Genomic DNA, 21578 nt, shown 5'->3' on the forward strand with positions numbered 1-21578 from the left:
CCGGATATTGCTGACTCCTCGGAAGTTTCCTTCAGCGGTACTCCTCTGGAAGGAGCACACGTGCACGACACCAGCACGGGAAGCACGGGAAGCACCGCACGGCCGTCCAGACGCGCCGTCCTCGCCGCGACCGCGGGACTCACCGCCGCGCTGACCGTACCGACGACCGCCCGCGCCGCCACCGCCGACGACCCTCGCCTGCGTGCCCTGATCTCCCGGATGTCGCTGGAGGAGAAGGTCGGCCAGCTCTTCGTGATGCGGGCCTACGGCCACTCCGCCACCGCCCCCGACCAGGCCGACGTCGACGCCAACCTCAAGGAGATCGGGGTTCGTACCGCCGCCGAGCTGATCGCCAGGTACCGGGTGGGCGGCATCATCTACTTCACCTGGGCCCACAACACCCGTGACCCGCACCAGATCGCGGACCTGTCCAACGGCATCCAGCGGGCCTCCCTGGACCAGCCGCGCGGACTGCCGGTGCTCATCGCCACCGACCAGGAGCACGGCGCCGTCTGCCGGGTCGGCAAGCCCGCGACCCTCTTCCCCGGCGCCATGGCGATCGGTGCGGGCGGCTCCCGCTCCGACGCCCGCACCCTCGGCCGGATCTCCGGCGCCGAGCTGCGCGCGATGGGCATCAACCAGGACTACTCCCCCGACGCCGACGTGAACGTCAACCCGGCCAACCCGGTCATCGGCGTACGGTCCTTCGGCGCCGACCCGGAGGCCGTGGCCAGGCTGGTGGCCGCCGAGGTGAAGGGCTATCAGGCGTCCCGGGTCGCGGCGACGGCCAAGCACTTCCCGGGCCACGGGGACACCGCCGTCGACAGCCACTACGGCTTCCCGGTCATCACGCACAGCCGGGAACTGTGGGAGGAGCTGGACGCGGTGCCCTTCCGGGCCGCGATCCGGGCGGGCATCGACTCGATCATGACCGCGCACATCCAGTTCCCGGCCCTCGACGACTCCGGTGACCCGGCCACCCTGTCCCACCCGATCCTCACCGGCATCCTGCGCGGTGAACTCGGCTACGACGGCGTCGTCATCACCGACTCGCTGGGCATGGAGGGCGTCCGCACGAAGTACGGCGACGACCGGGTGCCGGTGCTCGCGCTCAAGGCCGGCGTCGACCAGCTGCTCAACCCGCCGTCCATCGACGTGGCCTGGCACGCGGTCCTGAAGGCCGTCCAGGAGGGCGAGCTGACCGAGGCCCGCCTGGACGAATCGATCCTGCGCATCCTGCACCTCAAGACCCGGCTCGGACTCTTCGACCACCCGTACGGCAGCCGGGCGGGCGTGGACCGCGCGGTGGGCACCCGGGCCCATCTGGCCGCCGCCGACCGGATCGCCGAGCGCACCACGACACTGCTGGTCAACGAAGGCGGCCTGCTTCCGCTGGACCGCCGCACCGCGCGCAGGATCCTGGTCGTCGGCGCCGACCCGGCCTCCCCGTCCGGCACCACCGGCCCGCCCACCGGCGTGCTGGCCGCCGCCCTCACCGAACTGGGCTTCACCGCCACGGCCCTGTCGACCGGCACCGCCCCCTCGGCCGCGACCGTCACCAAGGCGGTCACGGCCGCGCAGGACGCGGACGCGGTGGTCGTGGCCACCTACAACGTGACGGCGGGCAGCGCGCAGCGGACGCTGGTGGAGCGGCTGCTGGCGACGGGCCGGCCGGTGGTGGCGGTGGCCGTCCGCAACCCCTACGACGTCGCCCACCTGCCCCAGGTCAAGGGCTGCCTGGCGACCTACTGCTGGACCGATGTCGAACTGCGGGCCGCCGCCCGGGTGATCGCCGGGCGGGTGTCGCCGCGCGGGAGGCTGCCGGTGCCGGTGCAACGGGCGGACGATCCGACGCAGGTGCTGTACCCGATCGGGCACGGGCTGTCGTACGAGACATACGCAGCGCATCGGGCGTAACACCCTCGACAGGCGGAAACCCTCCCGAACGGCTGGCGTGGCCCCGGTGCCCGGGCCACGCTGGAGGGGGTGTCTGGGGGGGGTCGCGATGAACGGTGCCGCGGGAGTGCGCTGCCGGCTGCTGCTCGCCGCCTTCCTGGCCGCCGCCCTGCCGGTCCTGTCCGGCTGCCGGGGGCCGGCGGACGCCCCGGTGGGCAGCGCCCGGTCCACGTCGGCCGCGACCGCCGGCCACGGCGCCGAGTTCCTCGCGGTCGGCGAGTGCAGTTCCTTCGGGACGGCCAGCTTCACCGAGGTGCCGTGCGCGGGCGAGCGGGCGGCGGCCAAGGTCGTCGCCCGCCACGAGGGTGCGGTCACCGACGGTCCGCCGTGTCCGGCGACCACCGACTTCGTGCTGCACATCAGCGCGCAGGCCGCGGCCGGCGACGAGGACGGCGACGGCGCGATCCCGCAGGGTTACGCCTGTATGCGCGCCCTTGTGCCCCCGCACCCCGGTGATCCCGGCGGCGGGGGCGGTCCGCGCACGATCCCGGGCGACTGCGTGTACGACTCCGGCGACGGCCAGGTCCGCGAGACGCCCTGCGACGGCTCGGGCCGGCGCGCGCCCCGGTACCGGATCACCAGGGCGGCCCCGGCCCGCGCGGACTGTCCCGCCTCGACCGCGCTCTACGTCCACCTCGGCGGCCGCGACCCGGTGGGCTGCGCCCGGCGCCTGTGAACCCGGAGGGCTCCGGCGGGCGACGGGAAGCCGCCGCCCACCGGAGCCGCCTCGAGAATGTCGGCCGGGACGGGCGTCAGGGCCGCAGCGCGGGTTCGCGCTCCACGTCCCGGACGTCCAGCTTCGCGTCGTAGCGGGCCAGCGGCTTCGCCGCCGACGGGTTCGCCTTAACCGCCGGCGAGGCCACACCCGCCCACGCGAGGATGCGGGCCGTGGCGAGGGCCTTCTGGTCGGGGACCAGGCCCGCCACATTCGCGCCGTGGTTCAGGCCGGGCGCGGTGAAGACGTAGGAGTCACGGGCGCCCGCACCGAGCCGGAAACGCTCGGAACCCCAGGGGTCGTTCTGGCCGTAGACGAACAGCATGTGCGTGGCGTGGTGGCGGACCCAGCCGTCCACGTCCCGCATCGCCCGCGGCTGGAAGCGCATCGGGATGGACCGGGGCACGAAGTTGCGCGGCGGCTGGTAGCCGTAGCGGATCAGCTTCGGCTCGATGTGCGGGAAGCGGATCGTCGGGGCGCCGAGCTGGGTGCCCGCCTGGTAGTAGTACGGGGTGTACGTCTCCAGGCCCTGGTCGGTGTACGCCGAGAAACCGGAGATGGTGTCGACCGAGTCCCAGATCTCGTCGTCGCTCGCCCCGGCCGCGTCCGCCGGGATCGTGTCGCAGTCCTTCAGCAGGCTGTACTGCCAGAAGCCCCACACGTAGTCGAGGACGACGGCCTCGTACGCCCTGTCCAGGCCGCCGATGGTGTCGAAGGTGTAGCCCTTCTCGGCGGCGTACTGCGCGTACTTCGCCTCCAGCGGCTCCCGGCGCACCAGCGCCTGGCGCTGCACGGCGTTCAGCCGGTCCCGGCACTCCTTGGTGCCGACCTGGGCGAAGAAGCGATCGTAGGCCGAGTCCTCGTCGTTCACGACGTCGTTCGGGGCGACGTAGGCGACGACGCCGTCCATGTCGCGCGGGTAGAACCGCTCGTAGTAGGTGGCCGTCATGCCGCCCTTGGAGCCGCCGGTGGCGAGCCAGTTGCCGCCGTAGACCGGCGCGAGGGCCCGGTAGACGCGGTGCTGGTCACTGGCCGCCTGCCAGATGTCGAGCTTGGACCAGTCGGCCGGGGCGGGACGGGAGGGGGTGAAGAAGCGGTATTCCAGGGAGACCTGGTTGCCGTCCACGATCTGGGTGGGCTCGCGGCGCGAGGGGGTCGTGGAGACGTTGTAGCCGCTGGTGTAGAAGACCGTCGGGCGGCTCGTGTCCTTGTGCAGCACGGTGATGCGCTGCTGGAAGGTGCCGCGGTCGGGATGGCGGTGGTCGATCGGCTGGGTGTAGTTCAGGACGAAGTAGCGGTAGCCGGGATACGGCTTCTCCTGGATCAGGCTCATGCCCGGTATGGACAGCAGCCGGTCCTTGATGTCGGGCTCGGACTGTGCGGCGGTGGCCGCGCCCGCCGTGCTCAGCGTGCCTATGAACACCGTGAGCGCCAGCAGCCATCTGAGCGCCTTGCGCATGCGCACTCTCCCCTGTGAGACAGATGTGCGCCGGAAGTTATCCCAGCAACAGCCGTCACACCAGGGGAAATTGAGGAGCTGTCAGGATCGGGGTCCGGGCGCTCAGCACAGGATCCAGCCGGAGCTGACCGAATCCCGGCCCACCGAGCCCCTGATCCACACGCAGCGATGCCCGGCGTGCACGGTCACCGGACCCGCGTGGTGCTTGTAGCGGCCCTTGTCGACGACCGGCCGGTTGCCGCGGGCCTGGACGCTCACCGACATCGTCCGGGTGGGGCCGGGGTGCCGGGCGACGGTGACGGCGCAGACGTATCCGTTGCGCTTGTAGACATGGGTGACGCCGGTGCTGAACGGCAGGGTGCGCACCTCGCGCCCCGCGCAGCCGCGCGCCGTGTAGGCCTGGGCGGTACCGGTCGCCGTGAAGGCGAGCGCCCCGGACGCGGCCAGCACGGCCGCGCCGAGCGCCAGCCGTCGGCGTATCGCACCTCTGTCCACTGTCGTCCTCCCCGTACCGCGATCGTCCGTCCCCCGATGACCGTACTGATGTACGGACGCACGACATGTGTCGCATGGTTGCACGACCGTCAGCGGTACACGTCGGCCGGGGCCTCAGCGGGAGGCGCCGACCGGCTCCTCCGGCTCGGACTGGCCCACGAACGCCCGCCACAGCTCGGCGTACCGGCCGTCGCGGGCCAGCAGTTCCTCGTGCGTGCCGTCCTCCGCGACCCGGCCGTGGTCCATCAGCACCACCCGGTCCGCGCGGGCCGCGGTGGTCAGCCGGTGGGCCACCACGAGCGTCGTACGGCGGCCCGCCAGGCGGTCGGTGGCCTGGTTGACCTGGGCCTCGGTGGCCAGGTCGAGTGCGGCCGTGGCCTCGTCCAGGAGCAGGACGTCGGGGTCGACCAGTTCGGCACGGGCGAGAGCGATCAGCTGGCGCTGGCCGGCCGAGAGGTTGCGGCCGCGCTCGGCGACCTCGTGCAGATAGCCGCCCTCCAGCGTGGCGATCATCTCGTGCGCGCCGACCGCCCGTGCCGCCGCCTCCACCTCGGCGTCGGTGGCGTCGGGACGGCCGTAGGCGATGGCGTCGCGGAGGGTGCCGGGGAAGAGGTACGCCTCCTGCGGGACGACCCCGAGCCGGTGCCGGTACGAGGTCAGGTCCAGGGAGCGCAGATCCGTGCCGTCCACGGTGACCCGGCCGGCGGTGGGGTCGTAGAACCGGGCCACCAGCTTCACCAGGGTCGACTTCCCGGCGCCCGTCTCGCCGACGAACGCGACCGTCTGCCCGGCCGGGATCGTCAGGTCGATACCGGCGAGCGCCTCCTCGTCGTCGCCGTACGCGAAGCGCACGTCCTCGAAGGCGATGTCACCGCGCAGGGAACGCACGTCGAGGGGCCAGGCGGCGGGCTTCGTGGACGTGGGCTCGCGCAGCAGCTCCTGGATGCGGCCCAGCGACACCGTGGCCTGCTGGTAGCCGTCGAAGACCTGGGAGAGCTGCTGGACGGGCGCGAAGAACAGGTCGATGTAGAGCAGGTACGCCACCAGCGCGCCCGTGGTCAGCGTGGCCGCGTCCACCCGTCCCGCGCCCGCCATCAGCACGGCCGCCGCGGCGACCGAGGACAGCAGCTGGACGAAGGGGAAGTAGATCGATATCAGCCACTGGCCGCGGATGCGGGCGCTGCGGTAGCTGTCGCTGCGCTCGGCGAACCGCCGCGCACCGTCCCGCTCCCGCCGGAAGGCCTGCACGATCCGCAGTCCCGCCACCGACTCCTGGAGATCGGCGTTCACCACCGAGACCCGCTCGCGGGCGAGCTGGTACGCCTTCACGCTCGCCCGGCGGAAGAAGTAGGTGGCGACGACCAGCGGGGGCAGGGTGGCGAAGACGACGAGGGCGAGCTGCACGTCGATCACCAGCAGGGCGACCATGATGCCGAAGAAGGTGACGACGGAGACGAACGCCGTGACCAGACCGGTCTGCAGGAACGTCGACAGGGCGTCGACGTCCGTCGTCATCCGGGTCATGATCCGGCCGGTCAGCTCGCGCTCGTAGTAGTCGAGGCCGAGGCGCTGGAGCTGGGCGAAGATCTTCAGCCGCAGCGTGTAGAGGACGCGTTCGCCGGTACGGCCGGTCATCCGGTTCTCGCCGGTCTGCGCGGCCCACTGGACGAGGACGGTCAGCAGGCCGAGCAGGGCGGCCGCCCACACCGCCCCGAGGGCCGTCCGGGTGACGCCCTGGTCGATGCCGTGCCGGATCAGCACCGGCAGCAGCAGTCCGGCGCCCGCGTCCACCGCGACCAGCAGCAGGCTGACGAGCAGGGGCGCGCCGAAGCCGCGCAGCAGGCGGCGCAGGCCGTAGGAGTCCTCCGGCAGGACCGCCCGGCCCTCGTCGATGTCGGGGGTGTCGGTGGCCGGGGGAAGCGCCTCGACCTGGGCGAGCAGTTCGGGGGTGGCCGGGGTGCCGCTGAGCGCCTGGTCCTTGGGCTCGCGGTCGCCGGTCCACAGCCTGGGGGTCACGCCCCGCTCGGCGTCGAACTCCGCGTCCAGCTCCTCGCGCAGGGAGGTGTCCTCCTGCGGCTCGGCCGGGCGCTCGTGGCCCGGGGAGACCCCGCCCAGCTCGTCCGGGTCGGTCAGCAGACGGCGGTAGAGAGCCGAGCGCTCCTGGAGTTCCTCGTGCGTGCCGACGTCGGCGAGCCGGCCGCCGTCCAGGACGGCGATGCGGTCCGCGAGGTTCAGGGTGGAGCGGCGGTGGGCGATGAGGAGGGTGGTGCGGCCCTCCATCACCTGCTTCAGCGCCTCGTGGATCTCGTGCTCGACGCGGGCGTCCACGGCCGAGGTGGCGTCGTCCAGGACGAGCAGGCGCGGGTCGGTGAGCAGGGCGCGGGCGAGCGCGATGCGCTGGCGCTGGCCGCCGGAGAGCGTCAGGCCGTGCTCGCCGACCGCGGTGTCGTAGCCCTCGGGCAGCTCGGCGATGAAACGATCCGCCTGGGCGGCGCGCGCGGCGGCCTCGATCTCCTCCTGGCCGGCGTCCGGGCGGCCGTAGGCGATGTTGGCGCGGACCGTGTCCGAGAAGAGGAAGGAGTCCTCCGGGACCAGGCCGATCGCGGCCCGCAGCGAGTCCAGGGTCAGCTCCCGCACGTCGTGGCCGCCGATCAGGACGGCGCCGTGGGTGACGTCGTAGAAACGCGGCATGAGCAGGGAGAGAGTGGACTTGCCGGAGCCGGAGGAGCCGACGACGGCGAGGGTCTCGCCGGGCCGGATCTCGAAGCTGAGCCCGTCGAGGACCTTCGGGCCGCCGGCGTACGCGAAGGACACGTCGTCGAACTCGACGGTCGCGGGCGCGTCGGCGGGCAGCTCCTTCGCGCCGTCCTTCAGCGTCGGCTCGGTGTCGATCAGCTCCAGCACCCGCTCGGTGCCGGCACGGGCCTGCTGGCCGACCGTGAGGACCACCGCGAGCATGCGGACGGGGCCGACGAGCTGGGCGAGATAGGTGGAGAAGGCGACGAACGTACCCAGCGTGATGTGCCCGCGCACGGCGAGCCAGCCGCCGAGGGCCAGCATGGCGACCTGCCCGAGCGCGGGTACGGCCTGCAGGACGGGGGTGTACCTGCTGTTCAGGCGGATGGTGCGCAGACGGCCGGCGAACAGGCGGCGGCCGACCTCCCGGAGTTTTCCGGTCTCCTGCTCCTCCTGCCCGAAGCCCTTCACCACGCGCACGCCGCTCACCGCGCCGTCGACCACGCCCGCGACCGCCGCGGCCTGGGCCTGGGCGTACCAGGTGGCGGGGTGGAGCTTGCTGCGGCTGCGCCTGGCTATGTAGCCGAGCGCCGGGGCGACGGCCAGCGCGACCAGGGTCAGCGGCAGCGACAGCCACGCCATGATCATCAGGGAGATCAGGAAGAGCAGGACGTTCCCGATGGTCATCGGGAGCATGAAGAGCAGGCCCTGGATCAGCTGGAGGTCGCTGGTGGCCCGGCCGACCACCTGCCCGGTGGACAGCTCGTCCTGGCGGCGGCCGTCGAGCCGGGTGATCGTGTCGTACATCTCGGTCCGCAGGTCGTGCTGGACGTCGAGGGCGAGCCGGCCGCCGTAGAAGCGGCGGACGTAGGTGAGGGCGTAGACCAGGACGGCGGCGCCGACCAGGGCGCCGGCCCAGGGGGCCATGCGGCGGCTGTGGTCGCCGATCACGTCGTCGATGATCACCTTGGTGACCAGCGGGACGACGGCGAGGACGGCCATGCCGGCGAGGGACGAGCCGAGGGCCAGCACGACGTCCTTGGGATACCGCCAGGCGTAGGCCGCCAGTCGCCGTGCCCATCCCCGTTGCGTTGCCACGCCGATGCCTCCTGTCGACTGACCTGGTCTACCGGAAGGCACCAACGTCTTTCGCCGGAGATTTCATCCCGCTGCAACAATTACCGCGGCGTGCGTACCCGCAAGGAGAGGAACCGGGTCGTCTGGACGGCGTTCTGGTTGTCGTCGCTCACCAGCAGGACCTTCAGGCGGCCCGCGCGGTCACGCCCCGTGACCGTCATCCCCTCGATGTTGTCCAGCAGCGGATTCGGCTGGGGCTGCTTCGCCGTGGCGCCCAGGGACGGGCAGCCGGCGATGTCGGCGAGCAGGGTCTTCCCGACCAGGCGGACGTCCGGCCCGCCGGTGAGGTGCGCGACACCGCTGGTGTCGGCGGCGCGGCGGGGGTCGGCCAGGTAGAGGCGGACGGTGTTGCCGACACCGCTGGTGAAGCCGCGCTCCAGGACGAGGAGGCGGCCGTCGGACGTGGCCTGCACCTCGGGCACGCCGAGGCCGGTGTCGGCGCGGTAGGCGTACTGGGCCGCGAGCCGGAAGCGGTCGTCCTTCGTGCGCTGCCAGGTCTGGAAGCGGACGATCCCCGCGCTGTCCCCCGAGATCGCGTACTCCATCGACGCCAGCAGCCGGTGGCCGCCCGGCAGCAGGGTCAGGCCCTCGAAGGTCTGGTTGGCGGTGGCCCGGCCGGCCGGGGCGACCAGGAGGGAGGACGGCACCGGGAGCCGGTCGAGGATCCTGCCGTCGCGCGAGTAGCGGCGTACGGACGGCTCGGTCTCGGAGCTGATGAGCCGGGTGCCGTCGCGGTCGATGGCAAGCCCCTCGGAGTCGAGGTCGGCGCCCTGCTCGTCGGCGAGGCGGAGGGCCGCCTTCGGCCGGAGGGTCCGGGCGTCCAGGCCGAACAGGGCCGAGCGGTCCGCCAGAGCCGCGAGTGAGCCGTCCCGGTCCACCGCGAGGGCGGAGAGGTTGCCGACGAAGGTGCCCTCGTAGGTCGTCTTGTCGAGCGCGTCGGAGAAGCGGTCGAGCGAGACGTACGGCGAACAGGCGTGCGCGCCGGCCGAGCGGGCGTCGGCCGGCCGCGCGCTCGCGGGCCCGGCGGCGGTCAGGCAGGTGGCCGCCGCCAGGCCGGCGGTGAGGGTGGCGAGTACGGTTCTCAGGCGCATGCCGGTCACCGTAGGGCGGCCCGGTGTCCGGCGGGAGACCGCCTCGTGAAGCCCCGGCCCCGCGTCAGCCCTGCGGGGGCGCCGCGACGAACGCCTCGCGGGGCTGGCTGGTCGGGGTGTAGCGGGTGACACCGGCGGTGGTCGGCACCAGATCCTTGTGGATGGCCTTGGCGACGTTCTGGATGGTGGTGACGCCGTAGTTCATGGTGCTGTTGTCCTGCGTCAGCACGGTGATCATGTAGTCGTGACCGTGGCCGTTGAAGGTACCCAGGCTGTGCACGCGCCAGCCGTGCGTGGAGCGCTGGAGCCAGCCGTTCTTCACGTGCACGGCGACGGAGGACGGCGCGCCGGCGGGCGTTCCCCAGCGCTGCGAGGAGACGACCTGGCCCATCAACTTCAGGATGTAGGCGCGGGAGTTGTCGCTCAGCACGCTGTTCTTGGCGGTGACGAGCTTGAGCAGCTTCTGCTCGTCGGTGACGTTCTCCTGGGTGAGGCCCCAGTAACCGCCTGCGCCCGGCGTGGTCTTCGTCATCCCGGCAGCGGCCAGGAAGCCCTTGATCTTCGTCATGCCCAGCTGCTTCCACAGCTTGCTGGTCGCGTTGTTGTCGGACTTGGTGATCATGGCCTTGGCGAGCGAGGCCTCGGTGTCCGTCAGGTACCGGTTGTGCTTCTTGGCGTCCCACAGCAGCGTGGCGAGCACGGTGACCTTGACGGTGCTGGCCGAGTCGTAGGCGCTGGTGGCCCGCAGCGTGCAGGTGGTGTTCGTGCCGCGGTCGTACAGACCGATGGCGACGGTGCCCTTGCGGCCCGCGAGGGCGGCCGTGATGTCCTTCTTCAGCTTGGCGGCCAGGCCCGCCTTGGCGGACGTACAGCTCACGGTGGGTGTGGCGGCGGCCGCCGGGGTGGCTGCCGCGAAGGACGGTATGAGCAGCGCGGCACCGAGAGCGGCCGCGAGCACGCCGGCCCGTCCGGATGTCCGGTCGATCATGAAGAGTTCCCCCTCGAAGTCGTACAGGCGTCCCCCTGAACGCCGTCGAGCGCACCCGTGCGCTCCCTGAACCGACTCGCCAGGGCGGCCGAAAGTTGTACGGATGTTCGCGGGGCGGGAGTTCGACAGCTTCTTCCCAGGTGGAGCACAGCCCGCACTCATCGCCCCCCTGCACGGTGCACCGGTGACATCTGCCACCGATCCCCGGCCCCGCCCGACGACCGTGACCCACGGCACGCCCGCGCCGCCGTCATCGCCGGAGCAGACCCCCCGCTGGTCGCTCCCGGCGCTGCTCGCGATCCTGCTGCTGGCGGCGGTGCTCTACTCCTGGAACCTGTCCGGCTCCAGCCTCAACAGCTTCTACAGCGCGGCCGTGCTGAGCGGCACTCAGAGCTGGAAGGCCTGGTTCTTCGGCTCGCTGGACGCGGGCAACTTCCTCACCGTCGACAAGCCGCCCCTCGCCCTCATGGTCATGGGCCTGTCCTGCCGCCTCTTCGGCTTCGGCACCTGGCAGATGATGGCGCCGATGATCGGAGCCGCCCTGGCGACGATCTGGATCCTGCACGCGTCCGTGAAGCGGGTGTGGGGGCACGCGGCGGCCGCGCTGGCCGCGCTGGTCCTGGCGCTGACCCCCATCACCGTGGCCATCAACCGGGACAACAACCCCGACACCCTGCTGGTCCTGCTGATGGCCGGTGGCGCGGCCCTCGCGCTGCGCGCCGTGGCGAGCGGCCGGCTGCTGCCGTTGCTCGGCTCGGCGGCCTGCTTCGGCCTCGCCTTCAACGCCAAGATGCTGCAGGGCTGGATCGCCCTGCCCGCCGTCTTCGCGGTGTACCTGTACGCGGTGCGGCTCCCGCTCGTGAAGCGCCTCGTCAACCTGCTGCTCGCGGGCCTGGCCCTCGCCGTCTCCAGCTTCTGGTGGGCGGCGGCGGTCTCCCTGGTGCCCGCCTCCCAACGCCCGTACATCGGCGGTTCGACGGACGGCACCGCCTGGAACCTGATCATGGGCTACAACGGCCTCGGCCGCGTCTTCGGCGGCGACGGCAACATGGGCGGAGGCGGGGGCGGCGGAGGCGGCTTCTCCGGTACGGCGGGTGCCGGACGGCTCTTCAACGACATCCTCGGCGGCCAGATCTCCTGGCTGCTCCCCTTCTCGGCCGTCGCCCTGATCTCGGGCCTGGTCCTGTGCGGCCGGGCCCCACGCACCGACCTCACGCGCGCCGCGCTGGTGCTGTGGGGCGGCTGGAGCGCGCTGCACTACCTGACGTTCAGCATGGCCGAGGGCACGATGCACCCGTACTACACCACGGCTCTCGCGCCGGGTGTCGCCGCGCTGTGCGGCGGCGGGGGCGTGATGCTGTGGCGGGCCTTCCGCGCGAACAGCCGGTGGATGTGGGTGCTCCCGGCGGCTCTCGGCGTCACGGCCGTATGGGCGGTCGTCCTCCTGCGCCGGGCATCCGGCTGGCACACCTGGCTGTGGCCCTCCGTCGGCGTGGTCATGGCGGCGGCCGTCGTGGGCCTGCTGCTCTTCCGGAGCGGCAACCGAGTACGGCTGCTCGCCGCGTCGGTGGCGGCGGCGGTCGTCGCGTCGGTGGCGGGGCCGGCGGCGTACGCCTGGTCGGTGCCGTCGGGCTCCGGCGGCGGGATGGGCGGTACGAACCCCACGGCCGGCCCGTCGACGGGGAGCGGCTTCGGCGGCGGGCCGGGCGGCGGCCGGGGTGGTTTCCCCGGCGGTGGCGACGGCGGCGCGGAGGCGGGCGGCCCCGGCGACGGGCCCGGCACCTCGGCGGCGGGCGGCCCCGGAGGCTCGGCGACGGGCGGCCCCGGAGGCTCGGCGACGGGCGGCCCCGGAGGCTCGGCGACGGGCGGCGGACCGCAGGCCGGCCAGAACCCCGAGGCGGGCGGCGGCTTCCCGGGCGGGAACGTCCCGGAGGGCGCCCCCGGCAGCGCTCCGGACGGCGAGACGCCCGGCGCCGGACAGCAGGGCGGCGGCTTCCCGGGCGGCGGCACCGGCGCTCGGCGCGACGGCATGAACGGCGGCCCCGGCGGCATGGGCGGCGGCGCGAGCGACGAACTGGTCGCGTACCTGAAGAAGCACCAGGACGGCGCCACGTGGCTGCTGGCGGTGTCGAACTCGCAGGGCGCCGCCCAGCTGATCCTCGGCAGCGGTGAAGCGGTGATCTCCATGTGGGGCTGGTCCGGCACGGACAAGGCCATGACCCTGGCCAGGCTGAAGGAACTGGTGAAGAAGGGCGAACTCCACTACGTCCAGCTCGGCGGCGGCATGATGGGCGGCGGCAGTACCGTCGCCTCCGAGGTGACCGCCTGGGTGCAGAAGCACGGGACGGCGGTGAAGGAGAGCGCGTACAGCGGGAGTTCGGCCTCCTCCTCGGCCTCCTCCACCCAGGCCGACCAGTCCGACCAGTCGGGCGAGACGGGCCGGTCGGCGATCTACCGCCTGGACCCGTCCGACGTGGGCTGAGGCCGGCCGGGCCGGGACCCGGCCGGCCCCCGGGCGGGCGCTCAGCCCAGGTGGGTCGGCGCGAACATCCGCAGCAGTGCCGGGAGCACGACGACCGACGGGCCCGGGGCCGCCAGTGCCTTCGCCAGGTCCTGCTCGAGGGTTTCCGGGGTCGTGCGGACCCCGGGCACCCCGAAGGACTCCGCCAGGGCCACGTAGTCCGGGCGGGTCAGTTCGGTCGCCGTCGCCTGGCCGAAGGCGTCCGTCATGTACTCGCGGAGGATGCCGTAGCCGCCGTCGTCGACGATCAGCCAGGTGACCGGGAGGTCGTACTGGCGGGCCGTCGCCAGCTCGGCGATGGAGTACAGGGCGCCTCCGTCGCCGGACACCGCCAGGACCGGGCGGGTCGGGTCCGCCGCGGCCGCGCCCAGCGCCGCCGGGAAGCCGTAGCCGAGGCCGCCGGCGCCCTGGGCCGAGTGCATGGCGTTCGCGCCCCGCGGGTCGAAGGCCGACCACGCCCAGTACGCCAGGATCGTCATGTCCCAGAAGGACGGGGAGCCGCCGGGCAGGGCCCGGCGGACGGACGCCAGCACGTCCTGTTCCAGGGTGAGTTCCTGGGCGGCGATGCGCTCCCGCACCCGGGACAGCAGATCCCGTACCCGTTCGGGGGCCGTCGGGTCCGTGCGCTCCTCCACCGTCTCCAGCAGCGCCTGCAGGGCCAGGCGGGCGTCCGCGTGGATGCCGAGGGCCGGGTGGTTGGACTCCAGCTTGCCGAGGTCCGCCTCGATCTGGACGACACGGCCGCGCGGCTCGAACGTGTGGTAGTTGGAGGAGAGTTCACCGAGGCCGGAGCCGACGACCAGCAGGACGTCGGCGTCCTCCAGGAAGTCCGTCGTGTGCCGGTCCTCCAGCCAGGACTGAAGGGACAGGGGGTGTTCCCAGGGGAAGGCGCCCTTGCCGCCGAAGGTCGTCACCACGGGGGCGTCCAGCCTCTCGGCCAGCTGCCGCAGCTTGCCGGAGGCGTCCGCCCGTACGACCCCGCCGCCCGCGATGATCGCCGGACGGGCCGCGCGCGACAGCAGGTCGGCCGCCACCGCCGTCAGTTCGGGACGCGGGACCAGGTCATGCGGGGTCGCGTCCATCGCCGTCACCACGGGCAGGGCGGTCTCGGCGAGGAGCACGTCCTGCGGGATCTCCACCCACACCGGGCCGTGCGGGGCCGTCAGTGCCGACTCCCAGGCCGCCGCGACGGCGGAGGGGATCTGGGACTGGGTACGGACGGTGTGCACCGACTTCACCACGCCCCGGAACGAGGCCGCCTGGTCGGGCAGTTCGTGCAGGTAGCCGCGGCGGCCGCCGCCCAGCCCCGCCGTCGGGATCTGGCTGCTGATCGCCAGGACGGGAGCGGAGGCCGCTGCCGCCTCCTGCAGGGCGGCGAGCGACGTCAGGGCACCGGGGCCCGTCGAGAGCAGCAGGGGGGCCGCCTCGCCGGTGATCCGGCCGTAGGCGTCCGCCGCGAAGCCCGCGTTGTTCTCCACCCGCAGACCGATGTAGCGCAGGGAGGAGCGGCGCAGGGCGTCGAACATGCCGAGGGCGTGCTGGCCGGGCAGCCCGAAGACGGTCGTCGCGCCCAGCCCGGCCAGGGTCTCCACGACCAGGTCTCCGCCGTTGCGCCCCGGGGGCGGATTCAGCGCGGTCGAGATCTGTGCCGCCGTCGGGCGGAGTACCAGGTCGTGGTCGTGAGTCACTGCTCTCGGTCCCCTAAGGAGCGTCAGGCGTTGCGAGCCGCCGCGATCTGGCGGCTCATGATGGTGGTCAGTTCGTACGCGGTGTGGGAGGCCGCCACCGAGGTGATCTCCGCGTGGTCGTACGCGGGAGCGACCTCGACGACGTCCGCCGACACCAGGTTGCAGGAAGCCAGCCCGCGCAGGATCTCGAGGAGTTCGCGGGACGTCATGCCGCCCGCCTCCGGCGTGCCCGTGCCGGGCGCGTGGGCCGGGTCGAGGCAGTCGATGTCGATGGAGATGTACAGCGGGCGGTCGCCGATGCGCTGGCGCAGCTGGTCGGCCACCTCGTCGGCGCCGCGCCGGTAGATGTCCGCGGAGGTGACGATGCCGAAGCCCATCTTCTCGTCGTCGGTGAGGTCCTGCTTGCCGTACAGCGGGCCGCGCGTGCCGACGTGGGAGAGCGCCTCGGTGTCGAGGATGCCCTCCTCCACGGCGCGGCGGAACGGGGTGCCGTGGGTGTACTCGGCGCCGAAGTAGGTGTCCCAGGTGTCGAGGTGGGCGTCGAAGTGGAGCAGGGCGACCGGGCCGTGCTTCTTCGCGACCGAGCGCAGCAGCGGGAGGGCGATGGTGTGGTCGCCGCCGAGGGTCATCAGGCGGGCGCCGGTGCCGAGCAGCTCGTCGGCGGCGGCCTCGACGGTCTCCACGGCCTCGTTGATGTTGAACGGGTTCACGGCGATGTCGCCGCCGTCCGCCACCTGGGCGAGGGCGAAGGGAGAGGCGTCCTGCGCGGGGTTGTAGGGGCGCAGCAGCCGGGACGCCTCGCGGATGGCGTTGCCGCCGAAGCGGGCGCCCGGCCGGTACGAGACGCCGGAGTCGAACGGCACGCCCACGACGGCGACGTCGGCGGTGCCGACCTCGTCCAGACGGGGCAGCCGGGCGAAGGTCGCGGGTCCGGCGTACCGCGGGATGCGGGAGGAGTCGACGGGGCCGCGGGGCGTCTCGTTGCTGCTCATGATGAAATGCCTTCTTTCCTGCGCTTCGTCGCGCATGTACTGCTTTCCATACGACTCTACTGGTGAGCCGGGACCGGTTCGGACGCGAGTTCGGGAGACCGTCCGGCGAGGCGCTCGCGCCAGGTGGCGAGGACGGTCTCGTCGGTGGGCCTGGTCGCCAGGGAGACGGCGACGTAGGCCACGAGGGAGGCCAGCAGGCCGTAGTAGACGGGCTCGTTGGCGAGGATGCCGTAGCCGGCCATCAGGCCGATCACGGCCAGGCCGCCGACGATCACGGAGGCGAGGGCGCCCTGGACGGTGCCGCGCTTCCACAGCAGCCCGCCGAGGATGGGCACGAGCAGGCCGCCGACGAGGAGGTTGTAGGCCACGGTCAGCGCCTCGACCACGTTGTTCAGCGCGATCGCCGTGCCGATCACCGCCAGGCCCATGAGCAGGATGAAGGCGCGGTTGCCCCTGACCTCGTCGTGCTCCTCGCCGTCCCGTCGTACGGCACCGCGCAGCCGGGACCAGATGTCGTTGTTGGCGACCGTGGCGCAGGCGATCAGGGCACCGGAGGAGGTGGACATCACGGCGGCCAGGGCGGCGGCCAGCACCAGTCCGCGCACGCCGACGGGGAGTTCGTCCTTGACGATGGTGGCGAAGGCGTCGTCGGGGCTGGCCAGGTTCGGGTAGAGCACCTTGGCGGCCGTGCCGATCACCGCGCCGGCGAGGGCGTAGGCCAGGCAGTAGGTGCCGGCGACCGTGCCGCCCCACTTGGCGGTCCTGTCGCCGCGGGCGGTGAACACGCGCTGCCAGATGTCCTGGCCGATCAGCATGCCGAACGTGTAGATCAGGACGTAGGTGAAGATCGTCTCGCCGCCGATGCCCAGCGGGTCGAAGTACTCGGTCGGCAGCTTGGCCTTCATCTCGGCGAAGCCGCCCGCCTTGACCACCGCGATGGGCAGCAGCAGGAGCAGCACGCCGATCGTCTTGACCACGAACTGCACCATGTCGGTCAGCGTGATGGACCACATGCCGCCGAGGGTCGAGTACGCGACGACGATCGAGCCGCCGAGGATGATCGCGACGGTGCGGTTCATGTCGAACAGGACGTCGAAGATCGTGGCGTAGGCGATGGTGGACGTCACCGCGAGCATGAGGGTGTACGCCCACATGACCACGCCGGAGATCACGCCGGCCCGGCCGCCGTAGCGAAGGTCCAGCATCTCCGAGACGGTGTAGACCTTCAGGCGGGCGATGCGGGCGGAGAAGAAGACCGAGAGGGCCAGCAGGCCGAGGCCGATGGTGAAGACCATCCAGGCGCCGGAGAGGCCGTACTGGTAGCCGAGGCCCACGCCGCCGATGGTGGAGGCGCCGCCGAGGACGATCGCGGCCATGGTGCCGGAGTACATGGCGGGGCCGAGGCGGCGGCCGGCGACCAGGAACTCGCTCTTGGACTTGGCCCGGCGCATGCCCCACCAGCCCATGGCCAGCATGCCGGCGAGATAGACGACGATCACTGTGTAGTCGACGGCCATGTGGGGCCCTCCTTCGCGCACTGTCGGTGGCGTGTCGTGCAAAGACGTGGGGGTTCCTCCGGAGAGGGGTGACGGCAGCGGATCGCGGGGACATCCGCCCGTACCCGCGGCTGCCGTTCCGTGTTGACACTAGGTGGCCGGAAAGCGACTGCGAAGAGTACGTTTCATCCATATGAACGGGGTGGGATGGAGGAAACGCACACCATGCCTGAGACGATCGCCCCAGCCGTCCCACCGACCCCACCGGTCCCGCTCTCGGCCTTGCTGGCCCGGGAGGACCTGGGGCTGCGGCAGATCGCGGGCCCCTCGGAACCGGGCATCGTGATCCACTGGGCGCACACCTCGGAGATGGCCGACCCCTACCCGTACCTGCTGGGCGGCGAGCTGCTGCTGACGGCCGGAGTGCACATCCCGGAGGCGGCCGGCACCGGCACGTACTTCGACGATTACGTGTCCCGGATCGTGGCCGCGGGCGGAGCGGCCCTCGGATTCGGCCTGGCGCCGGTGCACGACACGGTCCCGCGCGCCCTGGTCGCCGCCTGCGAGACCCACGGCCTGCCCCTGCTGGAGGTCCCGCCGCAGACCACGTTCTCCGGTGTGGCGCGCGCGGTGTGGCAGCTGATGGCCCAGGCCCGCCTGGCGGAGCTGCGCCGGGTCACGGAGGCCCAGCAGAGCCTCGCGGCCGCGGCGTCCCGTCCGGACCCGGTGCCGTCGGTCCTGCGCCAGCTGGCCCAGCGCCTGGGCGGGCACGCGGTGCTGCACGGCCCCGACGGCACCGAGATCGCGGGGGCGGGCCGCGAGCCGGCGGAGGGGGTGCGCACGGCACTGGCGGAACTGACCGGGGTGGTCCGGCCGGCCGCCCGGGCGACGGCGGGGACGGCGGACCCCGCTCCGGGCGGCGGTCCCGGTGCTCCGTCGCCCGCCTCCCGGCCGCTGCCCACGTCCGCCACCGACACCTTCGGCTCCACCCACCTCGCCGTCTACGCCCTCGGCGCCGGCGCGGGCTTCGTGCTCGGCGTGGCCACGCCCCGCCGGGACCCCAGCGACCACACCATCGCCTCCGTCGCCGCCGTACTGCTGTCCCTGCTGACCGGTGAGCACCAGAGCGGCACCGGTGCCGCCCGGTCCGCCGCCCTGGTACGGCTGTTGCTGGGCGCCCCGCCCGAGGAGGTGGCTCCGCTGCTCGGCACGGGAGAGTGGCGCGTGGTGCACGCGCGGCCGGAGGCCCGGCCGCACGCCGGCTCCCGGCTCCGCCCGCGCGAGGAGGACCCCCACGACGCGGTCGCGGCCTCCGCCCTCGGCGCCGCCCTGGGTTCGCCCCTGGTAGACGTCGCCCGTGACGTGGTACGGGTGCTGCTGCCGGCCGGACGGGAGCCGGAGCCGCAGCCCGGCTGGACGCTCGGGGTGAGCGCCGCCGTGGAGCCGCACGAATGGCCGGCCGCCGACACCCAGGCGGCCCGTGCCCTCGCCCGCGCCCGCGCCACCCGCACCCCGCTGGTCCGGCACGCGGCCCGGCCCGCGCTCGAGGACCTGGTGCCGCGGGCGGACGCCGAGACGCACGCCCGCGCACTGCTCGCGCCGCTCGCGGGGCAGGCCGCGCTCGCCGAGACCCTGCGCACCTGGCTGTCCCTGCACGGCAGTTGGGACCGCACCGCGGTGGCGCTGACCGTGCACCGCAACACCGTGCGGCAGCGGATCGCCCGCTGCGCCGCCCTGTTGGACGCCGACCTGGACGACCCGGACGTGCGCATGGAGTTGTGGTTCGCGCTGCGGCAGAGCTGACGGCGAGCCGAGTGACCCCCGTCCCAGGGGGCGATATGCCGAAGACTCCGGCGGCCCACTGCCTCACAATGAGAGACATGCCGATATCCGGGACACCCAGCCGCGCACAGCTCGTCGACCACCTGGTGAGGACCCGTATCGCGGGGGACGTCGCCACGCCCCGCGAGAACAACCTCTCCCACTACCGTCAGCTCGCCAACGGTGTCCGCAACTTCTGGCTCGGCCTGGAGCTGGGCGACCGCTGGGTGGACGAGCAGGACGTGCTCGCGGTCATGGCGGAGCGGGTGGGCGTCAACGACGATCCCGAGTACCGGTACGGACAGGACACCATCGACCCCGAGCTGACCGTGGACGCGCTGGACCGCATGGCGGCACGGCTGCGCAAGGCGGCCGGCGGCCGGCAGCGGGTGCTGTTCGCGACCGGTCACCCGGGCGGCCTGCTGGACGTGCACCGGGCCACGGCCGCCGCGTTGCGCGCCGCCGGCTGCGAGATCGTCGTCATCCCGGACGGGCTGCAGACGGACGAGGGGTATGTCATGCAGTTCGCGGACGTGGCCGTGCTGGAGCACGGGGCGACGCTGTGGCACACCCACTCGGGGGAGCCGATGCGAGCCATTCTGACGGGACTTGAGCGCGAGGGGCGTCCGCTGCCCGACTTGGTCGTCGCCGACCACGGCTGGGCCGGATACGCGGGCCAGCACGGCATCGACTCCGTCGGATACGCCGACTGCAACGACCCCGCGCTGTTCCTCGCCGAGTCCGAGGGAACCCTGCAGGTGGCCGTCCCGCTCGACGACCATGTGGTCAGCCCGCGTCACTACGACCCGATGACGGCGTATCTGCTGGCGGAGGCGGGCCTGGCGTGACGCGGCGCCGGGCGTGAGGTGCGGCCCCGCCGACGGGGCCCCACGTCGTGGTCAGTTCGTGGCCGGGTCAGTGACCGTGTCCACCCCCTCCATGACCTCCTCCATGGCCGCCGCCGTGGCCGCCGCCATAGCCGCCGTGGTCACCGCCATAACCGCCGTGGTCACCGCCATAACCGCCGTGGTCACCGCCATAACCGCCGTGGTCACCGCCGTAGCCGCCGTGGTCACCGCCGTAGCCGTAGTCGTCGTCATCGTCGTCCCACCAGTCGTGGTGACCGTTGTGGTCGCCGCCGTAGTCCCTGCTGTGGCTGTAGGAACCGTGGTCGCTGTGGTCCGACGCCGAGGCGGTGCCGGCCGCACCGATCGCGGCTCCGCCGGCCAGCAGCAGCCCGGTGGCGGACATCGCGACAAGACGCCTCGTGCGCAGTGATCGCATGGGAAATACCTTCCGTCTCCATCGTCTCTCGCGACTCCAGGGCGGATGGCGCGAGGTGGATGGCCGTCGCCGCGGAAGTGGGGAAGATGCGGCGCGGTCTTCATATGTCACCGCAGCAATATCGGTGAAACGGCCGGTGCCACCGGCGCCGACGCCTGCAGCCCACCCATGCGTTCGGGTGCTGCGGCTGAGATCCCGAGGGGACCGGGACCTCGTCGACCGGGCATGCCGTTCGCTACGGCTTTCACTCAAAGAGCCTAATCCCGCTTGCGTCACTCGTCATCTCGAGCGGCACCCCTGTCACAGTCACCGCGGGACGCGGACCACGCCCTCCTGGATGACCGAGATGGCGAGCCGCCCGTCCTGCGTGTAGATGCGGGCCTGGCCGAGGCCCCGGCCGCCGTGCGCGGACGGCGACTCCTGGTCGTACAGCAGCCATTCGTCGGCGCGGAAGGGCCGGTGGAACCACATCGCATGGTCCAGGGAGGCCCCCACGACATCGCCGACGGCCCAGCCGCCGCGTCCGTGCGCGAGCAGCACGGAGTCGAGCAGGGTCATGTCGGAGACGTAGGTGGCGAGGACGACGTGGAGGAGCGGGTCGTCGTCGAGCTTGCCGTTGGAGCGGAACCACACCTGGGAGTGCGGCTCGCGCGGCTCGCCGAACTTCCCGTACGGCGGCTCGTCCACGTACCGCAGGTCGATCGCCTCGCGGGCCTCCAGGAACCGCTCCACCACGTCCGGCGCGAGGTGGCCGTAGCCGCGCAGCCGCTGCTGGGAGGTCGGCAGGGCCGCCGGGTCCGGCGCGGCCGGCATCGGCGCCTGGTGGTCGAGCCCTTCCTCGTACGTCTGGAAGGAGGCGGACAGGTGGAAGATCGGCTTGCCGTGCTGGACGGCGACCACCCGCCGGGTGGTGAAGGACCGCCCGTCGCGGATGCGGTCGACGCTGTACACGATCGGCGCGCCGGGATCCCCGGGACGCAGGAAATAAGCGTGCAGGGAGTGCGCGGGCCGGTCCGCGGGGACCGTCCGCCCGGCGGCGACCAGTGCCTGGGCCGCCACCTGCCCGCCGAACACGCGGGGTACGACGGCCGAACGGGACCGGCCGCGGAAGATGTCCTCCTCGATCTGCTCGAGGTCGAGCAGATCGAGGAGGTCCTGGAGTGCCTGGCTCATGGAATTAGTTGTACCGGCCAGTGATT

15 protein-coding genes are annotated in these 21578 nt (G+C 72.6%); 5 read left to right on the plus strand and 10 right to left on the minus strand.

The annotated features are described in order from the left end of the window. The first annotated feature begins 60 nt into the window (after positions 1-60). Positions 61-1917: a glycoside hydrolase family 3 protein gene (locus ACZ5CW_RS07860; RefSeq protein WP_468599349.1), complete on the plus strand. Its 1857-nt coding sequence runs from the start codon at positions 61-63 to the stop codon at positions 1915-1917. A gap of 88 nt (positions 1918-2005) precedes the next feature. Continuing rightward, the gene (locus tag ACZ5CW_RS07865) at positions 2006-2632 is read left to right on the plus strand and encodes a hypothetical protein (protein WP_468599351.1); all 627 of its coding nucleotides are present in this window, start codon (positions 2006-2008) and stop codon (positions 2630-2632) included. A 76-nt stretch (positions 2633-2708) separates the two neighbouring features. On the opposite strand, the gene ACZ5CW_RS07870 is transcribed toward ACZ5CW_RS07865, so the two are convergent. From ACZ5CW_RS07870 to ACZ5CW_RS07890, 5 genes are all read right to left on the minus strand, one after another. Next, entirely contained in the window at positions 2709-4130 is a 1422-nt protein-coding gene (locus tag ACZ5CW_RS07870; RefSeq protein WP_468599353.1) for a S28 family serine protease, read from the minus strand. Positions 4131-4232: 102 nt separating this feature from the next. Continuing rightward, positions 4233-4625 carry a hypothetical protein gene (locus tag ACZ5CW_RS07875; RefSeq protein ID WP_468599355.1) on the minus strand — a complete coding sequence of 131 codons (393 nt, stop codon included), beginning with the start codon at positions 4623-4625 and terminating at the stop codon, positions 4233-4235. A gap of 114 nt (positions 4626-4739) precedes the next feature. After that, positions 4740-8459, minus strand: coding sequence for an ABC transporter ATP-binding protein (locus ACZ5CW_RS07880; RefSeq protein WP_468599357.1), 3720 nt, complete (start codon positions 8457-8459; stop codon positions 4740-4742). A gap of 80 nt (positions 8460-8539) precedes the next feature. Next, positions 8540-9589 (minus strand): esterase-like activity of phytase family protein, encoded by a 1050-nt coding sequence (locus tag ACZ5CW_RS07885; protein ID WP_468599359.1) that lies wholly within the window; start codon positions 9587-9589, stop codon positions 8540-8542. Positions 9590-9653: 64 nt separating this feature from the next. Then, the gene (locus ACZ5CW_RS07890) at positions 9654-10577 is read right to left on the minus strand and encodes a serine hydrolase (protein ID WP_468599361.1); all 924 of its coding nucleotides are present in this window, start codon (positions 10575-10577) and stop codon (positions 9654-9656) included. 184 nt (positions 10578-10761) lie between these two features. Here ACZ5CW_RS07890 and ACZ5CW_RS07895 point away from each other — a divergent pair, with 184 nt between their 5' ends. Beyond that, on the plus strand, positions 10762-13059 hold the full coding sequence (locus ACZ5CW_RS07895) for an ArnT family glycosyltransferase (protein ID WP_468599363.1): 2298 nt from the start codon (positions 10762-10764) through the stop codon (positions 13057-13059). Positions 13060-13100: 41 nt separating this feature from the next. Here the strand turns inward: ACZ5CW_RS07895 and ACZ5CW_RS07900 are convergent, their stop codons facing one another. The 3 genes from ACZ5CW_RS07900 to ACZ5CW_RS07910 are packed head-to-tail and all read right to left on the minus strand — an operon-like array spanning position 13101 to position 17295. After that, positions 13101-14786, minus strand: coding sequence for a thiamine pyrophosphate-binding protein (locus ACZ5CW_RS07900; RefSeq protein WP_468599365.1), 1686 nt, complete (start codon positions 14784-14786; stop codon positions 13101-13103). A 23-nt stretch (positions 14787-14809) separates the two neighbouring features. Further along, entirely contained in the window at positions 14810-15778 is a 969-nt protein-coding gene (gene speB, locus ACZ5CW_RS07905) for an agmatinase (protein ID WP_468599367.1), read from the minus strand. Positions 15779-15834: 56 nt separating this feature from the next. Continuing rightward, positions 15835-17295: a sodium:solute symporter family protein gene (locus ACZ5CW_RS07910; protein ID WP_468599369.1), complete on the minus strand. Its 1461-nt coding sequence runs from the start codon at positions 17293-17295 to the stop codon at positions 15835-15837. A gap of 204 nt (positions 17296-17499) precedes the next feature. Here ACZ5CW_RS07910 and ACZ5CW_RS07915 point away from each other — a divergent pair, with 204 nt between their 5' ends. Together ACZ5CW_RS07915 and ACZ5CW_RS07920 are read left to right on the plus strand one after the other, a co-directional pair. After that, the gene (locus ACZ5CW_RS07915; protein ID WP_468599371.1) at positions 17500-19077 is read left to right on the plus strand and encodes a PucR family transcriptional regulator; all 1578 of its coding nucleotides are present in this window, start codon (positions 17500-17502) and stop codon (positions 19075-19077) included. 77 nt (positions 19078-19154) lie between these two features. After that, positions 19155-19943: a phosphatase gene (locus ACZ5CW_RS07920; protein ID WP_468599373.1), complete on the plus strand. Its 789-nt coding sequence runs from the start codon at positions 19155-19157 to the stop codon at positions 19941-19943. 67 nt (positions 19944-20010) lie between these two features. Here the strand turns inward: ACZ5CW_RS07920 and ACZ5CW_RS07925 are convergent, their stop codons facing one another. Beyond that, complete coding sequence (locus ACZ5CW_RS07925; RefSeq protein ID WP_468599375.1) at positions 20011-20379, minus strand: hypothetical protein; 369 nt, start codon at positions 20377-20379, stop codon at positions 20011-20013. Between the two features lie 306 nt (positions 20380-20685). After that, positions 20686-21552: an acyl-CoA thioesterase II gene (gene tesB, locus ACZ5CW_RS07930; RefSeq protein WP_468599377.1), complete on the minus strand. Its 867-nt coding sequence runs from the start codon at positions 21550-21552 to the stop codon at positions 20686-20688. Between the last annotated feature and the right edge of the window lie 26 nt (positions 21553-21578).

Source organism: Streptomyces sp. NPDC031379, assembly GCF_055569615.1.